General features: G+C 69.7%; 9 protein-coding genes. 4 read left to right on the top strand and 5 right to left on the bottom strand.

Annotation, left to right across the window (positions count from 1 at the left end; genetic code table 11):
- Window positions 1-193: 193 nt before the first annotated feature.
- Window positions 194-598: a hypothetical protein gene (locus A9X05_RS15180; protein ID WP_067749962.1), complete on the top strand. Its 405-nt coding sequence runs from the start codon at window positions 194-196 to the stop codon at window positions 596-598.
- 5 nt (window positions 599-603) lie between these two features.
- Here the strand turns inward: A9X05_RS15180 and A9X05_RS32215 are convergent, their stop codons facing one another.
- The 3 genes from A9X05_RS32215 to A9X05_RS15165 form a co-directional block, all read right to left on the bottom strand.
- The gene (locus tag A9X05_RS32215) at window positions 604-2187 is read right to left on the bottom strand and encodes a DUF3060 domain-containing protein (RefSeq protein WP_231978393.1); all 1584 of its coding nucleotides are present in this window, start codon (window positions 2185-2187) and stop codon (window positions 604-606) included.
- A gap of 154 nt (window positions 2188-2341) precedes the next feature.
- Window positions 2342-4273, bottom strand: coding sequence for an Hsp70 family protein (locus A9X05_RS15170; RefSeq protein ID WP_067782434.1), 1932 nt, complete (start codon window positions 4271-4273; stop codon window positions 2342-2344).
- Between the two features lie 157 nt (window positions 4274-4430).
- Window positions 4431-5654 carry a hypothetical protein gene (locus tag A9X05_RS15165; RefSeq protein ID WP_067760818.1) on the bottom strand — a complete coding sequence of 408 codons (1224 nt, stop codon included), beginning with the start codon at window positions 5652-5654 and terminating at the stop codon, window positions 4431-4433.
- A gap of 38 nt (window positions 5655-5692) precedes the next feature.
- Between A9X05_RS15165 and A9X05_RS15160 the strand changes: the two genes are divergently transcribed.
- Together A9X05_RS15160 and A9X05_RS15155 are read left to right on the top strand one after the other, a co-directional pair.
- On the top strand, window positions 5693-6337 hold the full coding sequence (locus A9X05_RS15160; RefSeq protein WP_067760817.1) for a TetR/AcrR family transcriptional regulator: 645 nt from the start codon (window positions 5693-5695) through the stop codon (window positions 6335-6337).
- 105 nt (window positions 6338-6442) lie between these two features.
- Window positions 6443-6922, top strand: coding sequence for a nuclear transport factor 2 family protein (locus A9X05_RS15155; RefSeq protein WP_197499070.1), 480 nt, complete (start codon window positions 6443-6445; stop codon window positions 6920-6922).
- 6 nt (window positions 6923-6928) lie between these two features.
- On the opposite strand, the gene A9X05_RS15150 is transcribed toward A9X05_RS15155, so the two are convergent.
- Complete coding sequence (locus tag A9X05_RS15150) at window positions 6929-7525, bottom strand: L,D-transpeptidase (protein WP_231969088.1); 597 nt, start codon at window positions 7523-7525, stop codon at window positions 6929-6931.
- On the opposite strand from A9X05_RS15150, the gene A9X05_RS32210 reads away from it, so the two are divergent.
- On the top strand, window positions 7440-7625 hold the full coding sequence (locus A9X05_RS32210) for a hypothetical protein (protein ID WP_231969090.1): 186 nt from the start codon (window positions 7440-7442) through the stop codon (window positions 7623-7625). The genes A9X05_RS15150 and A9X05_RS32210 overlap by 86 nt on opposite strands.
- Window positions 7626-7644: 19 nt before the next feature.
- Here the strand turns inward: A9X05_RS32210 and A9X05_RS15145 are convergent, their stop codons facing one another.
- Window positions 7645-8322, bottom strand: a complete 678-nt coding sequence (locus A9X05_RS15145) for a phosphatase PAP2 family protein (RefSeq protein ID WP_067760811.1) — start codon at window positions 8320-8322, stop codon at window positions 7645-7647.
- Between the last annotated feature and the right edge of the window lie 109 nt (window positions 8323-8431).

The following is an 8431-nucleotide window of genomic DNA, read 5'->3' as shown; positions in this document are numbered from 1 at the left end:
GTGGATTCTTTCGGTCCGTACACCGACATGATCGCCAGCTGGTCGTCCTCACCGGGGATGTACCTGCACTTCCCGTTCGTCACGGTGCCCATTCCCATCACCCCGCCGCCCCCGCCCGGGCGATGAGGACGTGGCGCGTGAGGGCGACTGCGCGCACACTGGGCGGTAACGGCATGAGCGGCGAGGAGGTCGCGTGGGCGAATACGGTGCGTTCGGGTTCGATCCCGACGAGTTCGATCGAATGATCCGCGAAGGCAGCGAGGGCCTGCGCGACGTGTTCGAGCGGGTCAGCAGGTTTGTCGCGGCGCCAGGAGCCCGGTCCGGGTGGTCGTCCATCTTCGAGGACCTGTCGCGGCGCCCCCGCCCGGAGCCGGAAACCGCCGGCGAGGCGGGCGACGGCGTCTGGGCGATCTACACGGTGGACGCCGACGGTGGCGCGCACGTCGAACAGGTCTACGCGACCGAGCTCGACGCGCTGCGGGCCAACAAGAACAACGTCGACCCCGCGCGCAAGGTGCGGTTCCTGCCGTATGGCATCGCGGTCAGCGTCCTCGACGGCGATTCGCACGACGACGACGAATCCACCGAGGCGCCGTAACGGCCTCAGCCCTGCTGGACGACGTTCGCACTACCCGAGTTGCTGACCTTCGGCGTGCCCGAGTGGTACGTCACCTTGTTGCTCAAGCCGGAGGCTTGGATGCTGTCGACGGCGTCGACGGTGATGTCGTTCTGCACGCCCGACACGCTGAGGCTTGCGCAGTGACCGCTGATCACCACCGTGTTGGACACGCCGCTGACGTTGACGACGTTGTCGTCGCAGGCGATCGTCCGGTTCTCGCCGATCCCGGAGATCGTCACCTCGCTGCCCGGCGGCGGCGTGGGTGAGGTGGACGTGGTGGTCGACCTCGGCGGCTTGGTCCGTGTAGTCGTCGAGGTGCCGCCCGGGGTGGTGGCCGGGGGACTGAGGGTGTTGGTGAAGGTCGGCGGGGAGTTGATGATCGAGCGGACACCGGAGAGCTGGTGTGCCGCGAAGGCGGCGATGCCCCCGGCGAGCGCCAGCACGCCGACCGCGATGATCGTGCCCACGATCCACCACATCCGATTGCCCGAGGGGCCCTGAGGCGGCGGGCCGCCGAGCGGGCCGCCATAGCTCCACGCGGGCGGTGGCGGAGGGGGCCCCGCCGGGCCGGGCGGTTGAGCGCTCGGGGGTTGGGCGGGCGCCTGCTTGGCCGGGGTGGCGGCGTTGACGCTCGGGTTTTGCGGCTGCTCGGATGCCGGACGATCGGAGGTCAGCGACACCAGCACCACCCCGGCGGTGATGGCGGCGATGCCGGCCAGTGCGCTCCCGGCGAGGAACATGGGCCGTCGCCGGCGCGGGACGACCACGTCGTCGTCGGGCACGGCGCTGTAGGCCAGAGCCTCGGCGTCGGCGTTGCCCCAGACGTCGAGGTACGTCGGGCCGAGCGGTCGCGGGCTCACCTCTCCGGTGCCGGGGTCGAGCGCGTACGCCAGCGCCGCCGTGGACGAGGCGAACAGCGGCGCGTTCGCCGAGGCCAGCGCGGCCCCGCGGGCCAGCGCCAGCTCCGGCTCCTCGGGCGCCGACAGCTCGAGCGGGGTCGCCGCCTCGAGCGCGGGCTTGACGGGCACGATGTCCACGCCGCAGCCGATCAGGAACACGCCGTCCGCGTGAGCACCCCGCGCGCCCAGACCGGCGACCATCGTCGCCAACTCGGCGGCGAGCGGCTCCTTTCCGGCGTTGGCCAGCTGCTTGCGGTGCAGGTCGACGATCGACCCGTCGGCGACGTCGACGACGGCCAGCGTCGCGGTCTCGGCCTCCACGTACAGCATCGCGATGTGCGCGTAGTCGAGCGCGGACCCGACCGTCTGGGCCAGCGCGGCCGCGGCCAGCAACGGGGAAACCAGCATCACGTTGCCCATGCCGTGTTGGGTCATCGCTTCCCGTAGCGCGCCGACGTCCGCTCGGTCCGTCCAGGTCACGCCCGTCGACACCAGCTGGTGGCCGCCCGCCTCCGCACCTTCGCGGGTGCCGCCGATCGCCGCAATGACCTCGTCGACCGCGCCACCGAACTCGTCCTGTTCGACGGTGACACCGTCGGCGTTCTGGCCCTCGATGACCACCAGGCGGACCGTCCCGGGAGCCATCGAGACCCCAAGCACGATGTCCACTTCACGCCTCCGCAGTCCGCTGATTTGCGCTGATTTTTTTCCGAGGTCCCTCGATGAGGGCACCGCCGGATAGACCCGCCCGACCGGGTGACACCACGCTACCCGCGCGGAAACGGGTGCGCTCGTCGAGCGCGCTCAGCAGGAACGACGCGGGTTAGTAGCCCGGGCCCAGGAAGGGATTCTGGGAGTTGCCCGGGTACTGCTGGTACTGCGGGTACTGCGGGTACTGCGGATACGGCGTGTACTGCGGGGCCGGCGCCTGGGGGGCCTGGGTCTGCGGGACCTGAACCGGAATCGGCACCGGCAGCAGCGGCACGTGGATCCACTCGGTGGTCATCGGCACCGTCGTGGTGGTGGTCGTGGTCGTGGTCGGTGGGGGCGGTGTCTCGGTGGTGGTCGAGGGCGGCGGCGGGGCCGTCGTCATGGCGGTCGTGGTGGGCGCCTGGGTCGGCGGCGCGGTGTGCCGCGGGGTGTAGACGGGGGGCGCCTGCGTGGTGATGACCACCGGCGGCGGCGCAGACGGCGGCGGCGACGGCGGCGGTTCGGGCGGCGGCGGCGCGGGACTGGGCACCGGCGCGGCACTGGGCGGGAGCGGCACGGCCGTCGGCGGCGGCGGCGCGACGGTGCGCGGGACCAGCGGGCTGGCCGGCGCCGGCCGGGGTGCGACGCTGGGCGCCGGCGGCGCCTGGCGGTGTTCGATCCCGGTCAGCGTGTAGGCCACGCCACCGATCGCCGTCATCGCCACCAGGGCCGACATGCCGATGATCAACTGTGACAACCGCAGGCGGCGCCACGGCCGCTCCGCGGGCGGGTCGATGACGTTCAGCCGCATCGACCAGCCGGACGGCCCGTCCTCGTCATAGGTTTCGCCGCCGAACCGCACCCGCAGGTCGCCGGGGTACTCGGTCTGCGACCAGGCCAGCTCACGATCCGTCAGCGCCTCGTCGTCGATCACCAGCACGTCGCCGGCCCCGAGGTCGACGACGTCGCCGGTGGCGTGGGCGGAGGCCAGCAGGCTCATCGAGGTCCTGGTGCGCAGGCTCAGCTCCTCGCCGCGGGCCGCCAGCAGCAGCGCTCCGCAGGCCGCCGCGAGGGCGGGCTGCGACGGAGTCAGGATCGGCGTGCGCCCGTGGATCGAAAGCCGTTCGGCGACAAGCGGAATCTGCGCACCGCCGCCGACCGTTACCACCGCCGCCAGGTCGCCCCAGTTCTTGCGGTAGCGCACCAGCATGTCGTCCAGGGCGTAGATGAAGCCGGTCAGCCGGTCCGCCATCAGGTCTTCGAGATCGTCGCGCTTCAGCGTGAAGCTGCAGCTGCGTTCGCCGAGCACGGCGGCGATCTCGGTCACGACGTCGGTGGACAGCCGTTCCTTGGCCAGCCGGCACTGTTCGCGCAATTCGCCGAGCTGCCCGACGGCCGCCGTGCTGGCCGGATCAATGCCGCTGCCGCGACCCAGCTCCTCGAAGACCCGCAGCAGCAGCTCCTGATCGATCTCGTCACCCGACAGGGCCGCGTAACGCATTGTGGCGCTGACCAATTCGAAATCACCGGCGACGTTCACCAACGTGGCCGAGGTTCCGCCGCCACCGAAGTCGAGCAGCCCCACCACGCCGTCGTCGGGCAGCCCGAGTTCGGCCTTCACCGCGGTCAGCGACGCGATGGCGTCCGAAACCAGCCGGGGCGCCATGCCGCTGCGAACGAATCCCAGATGAGTCCGCAGCCCGTCGCGCAATGCCTGCACCGTAACGGGTTTCCAGTACGCCGGGACTGCGATGGAGATCTCCGCGCAGGACGCGTCCGCGCCGACGGCGCGCACCATCGCGTCCAGGGCCTCCACCGTGAGCAGCTCCGGGTCGTGGGCGGACCCGTCGGCCGACACCAGCGCCACCGAATCACCGATGCGCTCCACGAAGCCCTTCATCATCACGCCGGGCTCGAATGGATACGAATTCTCTTCGGGCGCACCGACTTTCGGCGCGCAGTGCGGATAAAGGGTCAGCACCGAGCGCCGGGTAACCGGTGGGCTTTCATTACGCGCAGCGACCAGGTTGGTGGTCCCGATCGACAACCCAAGTGGGTCGTACATAGAGCGAAAACCTTCGTCTATAGGGGTCGGTGGCCAGCGTTAACCATAGCCGCGGACACGCCCAAAACCGATGGCTTGCAACGTCATCGGTACCCGGTCGATGCCGCCTCGTCACCGAAGCGGTACCGGCGGCCCCTTGACAAATCGACGCTCGTGCTTACACCACGGTCAGCGGCAGCGATCGCCTCGGCTCGAACTGGAATGTCGCTCCGCCGCTGACCTTCGTTACCGACACCTCGGGCAGTTCGGCCGCCGCCGTGTCGGTTTCGACCAGTTCCGCGGTCCAGTCGGTGCCGGTGCCGCTGACCCGGACCTCGACGTGCGGGTCGACGGCGGTGGCGATCGCCTGGAGCGGCTGAACGGAACCCGGGGAACACAGCGCGATCCAGGCGGCATCGTCGTGGGCCGGTGAGCGGTGCACGACCAGCCGGTCCGCCGTTTCCGCGCGGACATAGCCCGCGGGGTTCAGCAATGGGTGCAGTTCGAGGACCTCGAGCACCCCCGCGATGCCGCCGGGGAGTCCCAGCGCGCGGCGTATGCGCTCGGCGGCCACGCCCGCGATGCCGGTGAGCCCCTGGGTGCACACCGACACGGCCTGCGCGTCATCGGCGGCGCGGGCGCGCACCGCGATGGCGAACGACAGGTAGAGCAGGTGCATCTGCAGACAGACCTCGTCGGCCATCCGGACCAGCGCCGAATGCGAGAAGCCGGCGAAGTCGAAGTCGGACAGCAGCGGACCGGAGTAGTCCGCGTTGCCCTCGTCGGAGCGGTCGATCGGATCGAGTTCCCATGTGGCGGCCCGGGTTTGGCGAACGATGTCCAACGCGGGAATGCTCTTGGCCTCGGGGTAGGACTCGTCGATGATGACCGTCCACGCGCAATGCGGATGGCGATCGGCCGGCGTCCGCGGGGGCCGGTGGATGGGGCGCACCTGGGCGCGCGGGTTGGTCGCCACCGCGGTGGCGTCGAACGTCGGGTCCTCGATGGTGTGGCACATCCCGAAGACGTAGCGCTCCCCCATCGGCTCCACGTCGAGCAGCGCCCCGCAATGGTCGAGGTGGAATTCGCCGTGCCAGCGGTCGTGCACGGTGTAGCGGAAGTCCATGAATTGCGGTGGGGCGCCGATGTCGAGCTGGAGCCCCTTGAAGATCGTCGGCACGTCGTTGCCCTCGAAGTTGAGCGCACGCTGCATGCGCCGGGTGTAGACGGGGCTGGCGCCGGCCCACTCCTCGATCGCGATCTGCACCATCTCGTCGCGGCCGAACGCGCTGATGCACCAGGCCATGCCCGAGCGGTCGATCAGCTGCCCGATCAGGAGCAGTTCGGGAACCAGGACGGCCAGCTGCTCGCGCGTCAACCGCGCGTACCGGGATCGGCTCACGGCCCAAAAATAGACTCGACTATGTTATAAAGTCAACGATGTCCATCGCCGCAGGTCAGGTAGCCGCGGGCTCGATCGGCCCCACCCGGCGCACCAGCGCGCCGCGCAAGCGCGGCGACGACACCCGCGCGCGCATCATCGACGAGACGGTCCGCTGCATCGTCGAGGAGGGCTTCCCGGCCGCCACCGCCAAGCACGTGGCCGAACGCGCGGGCGTGACGTGGGGGGTCATCCAGTACCACTTCGGCGATCGCAACGGCCTGCTGATGGCCGTCGTGGACGACGGGGTGGACCGGCTGATCGACAGCCTGTCGTCGGCCGACGTCGGCGCGCTGCCGCTGCGCGAGCGCATCGAGGTGGTCGTCGACACGGCGTGGGGCTGTTACAGCAGCCCGACTTCGATGGCGGCGCTCGAGATCCTGCGGGCGACGCGCGGCGGGCCCGGCGAGTCCCCGCGGAGGCACCTGCTGGAGATGAACGACGCGATCGGTCAGCTGGGTCGGCTGATCACCGCGGATCCGGCGAATGCCGGTGTGGCCGAGGTGATCTGGGCGACGCTGCGCGGTGTGGTGCTGGCGCAGATGGTCACCGGGACTGCGATCGACTGGAGCCTGGAGCGACGGGCTCTGATCGACATGGTGACCCGCTACCTGTCCGACACGCAGGGCTGCCGCGACACTTAAACCACGCACACGACACGCCGCGCATGGTGACCGTGGTCTATGTCTCGGCGACGGCTCTTCGATGCGAGCGCGGGCGGCGGGTGACCCGTGTGCTGCAATGACCTGATGACCCCTCAAGATCTCGCCGACATCGAAGCCATCAAGCAGGTCAAGTACCGGTACCTGCGCGCGCTGGACACCAAGCACTGGGACGACTTCGCCGACACACTCGCCGAGGACATCAAGGCCGACTACGGACCGTCGATCGGCAACGAGTTGCACTTCACCAACCGCGACGACCTGGTCGAGTACATGCGTACGTCGCTGCCCGCCAACGTCATCACCGAGCACCGGGTGACCCATCCGGACATCGTCGTCGACGGCGACACGGCAACGGGCAGTTGGTATCTGCAGGACCGCGTGATCGTCGCCGACTTGAACTTCATGCTGATCGGTGCCGCCTTCTACCGCGACACCTACCGGCGCACCGACGCCGGCTGGAAGATCTGCGGGACCGGATACGACCGAACCTACGACGCCACAATGTCGTTGGAGGGCATGAACTTCACGCTCAAACCCGGTCGCGCGGTGGCCACCGACGCCTGACGCGCGCTACTTGGTGATGGCGATGACCGCGCCGGGCCGCAGCCATTTCATGATCGACACCAGCTGAGCATCGTCGACCGCCACGCAGCCCTCGGTGGGCTTGCCGTCGGTGGTGTGGAAGAAGAACGCCGCACCGCCGCCGGGGGTCTTGTTCTTGTTGACGCCCATCACGACCGCGTGCTTGTACTGCGGGATCTGCAGGTTCTCGCTTTCGGCGGTGTTGAACGGGCACTGCGCCTTCTGGCACACCTGCATGGAGTTGAAAGTGGGGCTGTGGTCGTCGCCGCTCCACCAGTGGTTGGGCCCCACCTGCGTGTAAGGGAGCCCGGTGCCGGGATTGGGCGCGGTGCCGAACGCGGAGTCCAGCGTGTAGACCCCCATCGGGGTGGCCGGCACCCCGCTCTTGGCCTGCGGAGCCATGCCCGCCGAACCGACGTGGGTGGGAATCCCGCTCCGCAGCGCCTGCCAGCCGGCGGCCGTGCGCTGATAGATGTCCATCGTCGCGTTGGATCCGCCGGTGCTCATCACCGAAACCACCTGCGTGGCATCGCCGACGGCGTTCGCGAACCAGGGGGCGCCGGCCGCGCCGCTGATCGGCGCCATTGCCAGCGCCACGAAAAACGCGCACGCCGAAGCGAACAGCGAAGCGAGCAGTCGGCGCATGACCTCAATCGTCGAACCCGTGCAGCGCAAGGTCAAGTAAAGCTTCAGACCCGGTTAGGTCACCGCGCCGTGACCAAATCGCCCGCGTCGCACGGTTTTCGGGAGAGCGCCGCGCGCGGGGGACGAATCACCGTGACGCACAACAGGAAATACAGATAACCCAGCGCCCAGCCGGCCAGCACGTCGGACGGGTAATGCACGTTCAGCGCCACCCGCGAGACGCCTGCCGCCAACACGCTCAGGGCGACCATCGCGGCCGCGACGGTGCGCATCAGCCGGTTCATCGTCGGCAACACCAACGACAACCCCGCGAGCAGCGCGGCCGTCACCTCCAGTGCGTGCCCGGACGGAAACGACGTCTCGGCCGCGGGCACCAGCATGGTCGACGGCCGCGGCCGGTCCACCAGCGCCTTGGCCGCGACCGTCACGAGCCCGCTGAGCGGCGCGCAGGCCAGCAGCAACAACCCCGCCCGCACCCGGCGCGCCACCAGGGCGCCGGTCGCCGCCACCGCGCCGAGCACGCGCAACGGGACCGGGCCCAGCGCGAACGAGACGTCCGCCCAGAATCGCACCCACAAGGGGTGTTTGACGGCGCCGTCGCGCGCGGCGTTCAGCAGCGACCAATCCAGGCGCTGCTGCCAGTGCCAGTGCTGCGAGTAGCCCGCCCACATCAGCGCGTAGACGGCCGCCGCGACCAGGGCGACGCACAGGGCCGGCATGGTCCGCGCTCGGGTCATATCCCACGGATACCAGCCGGGCTCCGCGCAGCGTCCGGCGGCCCGACCACGCTGTCGCCCGGCCCGCGCCATACTGGCGTCATGGCCGTATTTGTCCGCAGGTTGCTCG

Origin of the sequence: Mycobacterium sp. E3298, assembly GCF_001666895.1 — a bacterium.
Taxonomy (GTDB): Bacteria; Actinomycetota; Actinomycetes; order Mycobacteriales; family Mycobacteriaceae; genus Mycobacterium.
This window is presented reverse-complemented; position numbering and strand designations above follow the sequence as displayed.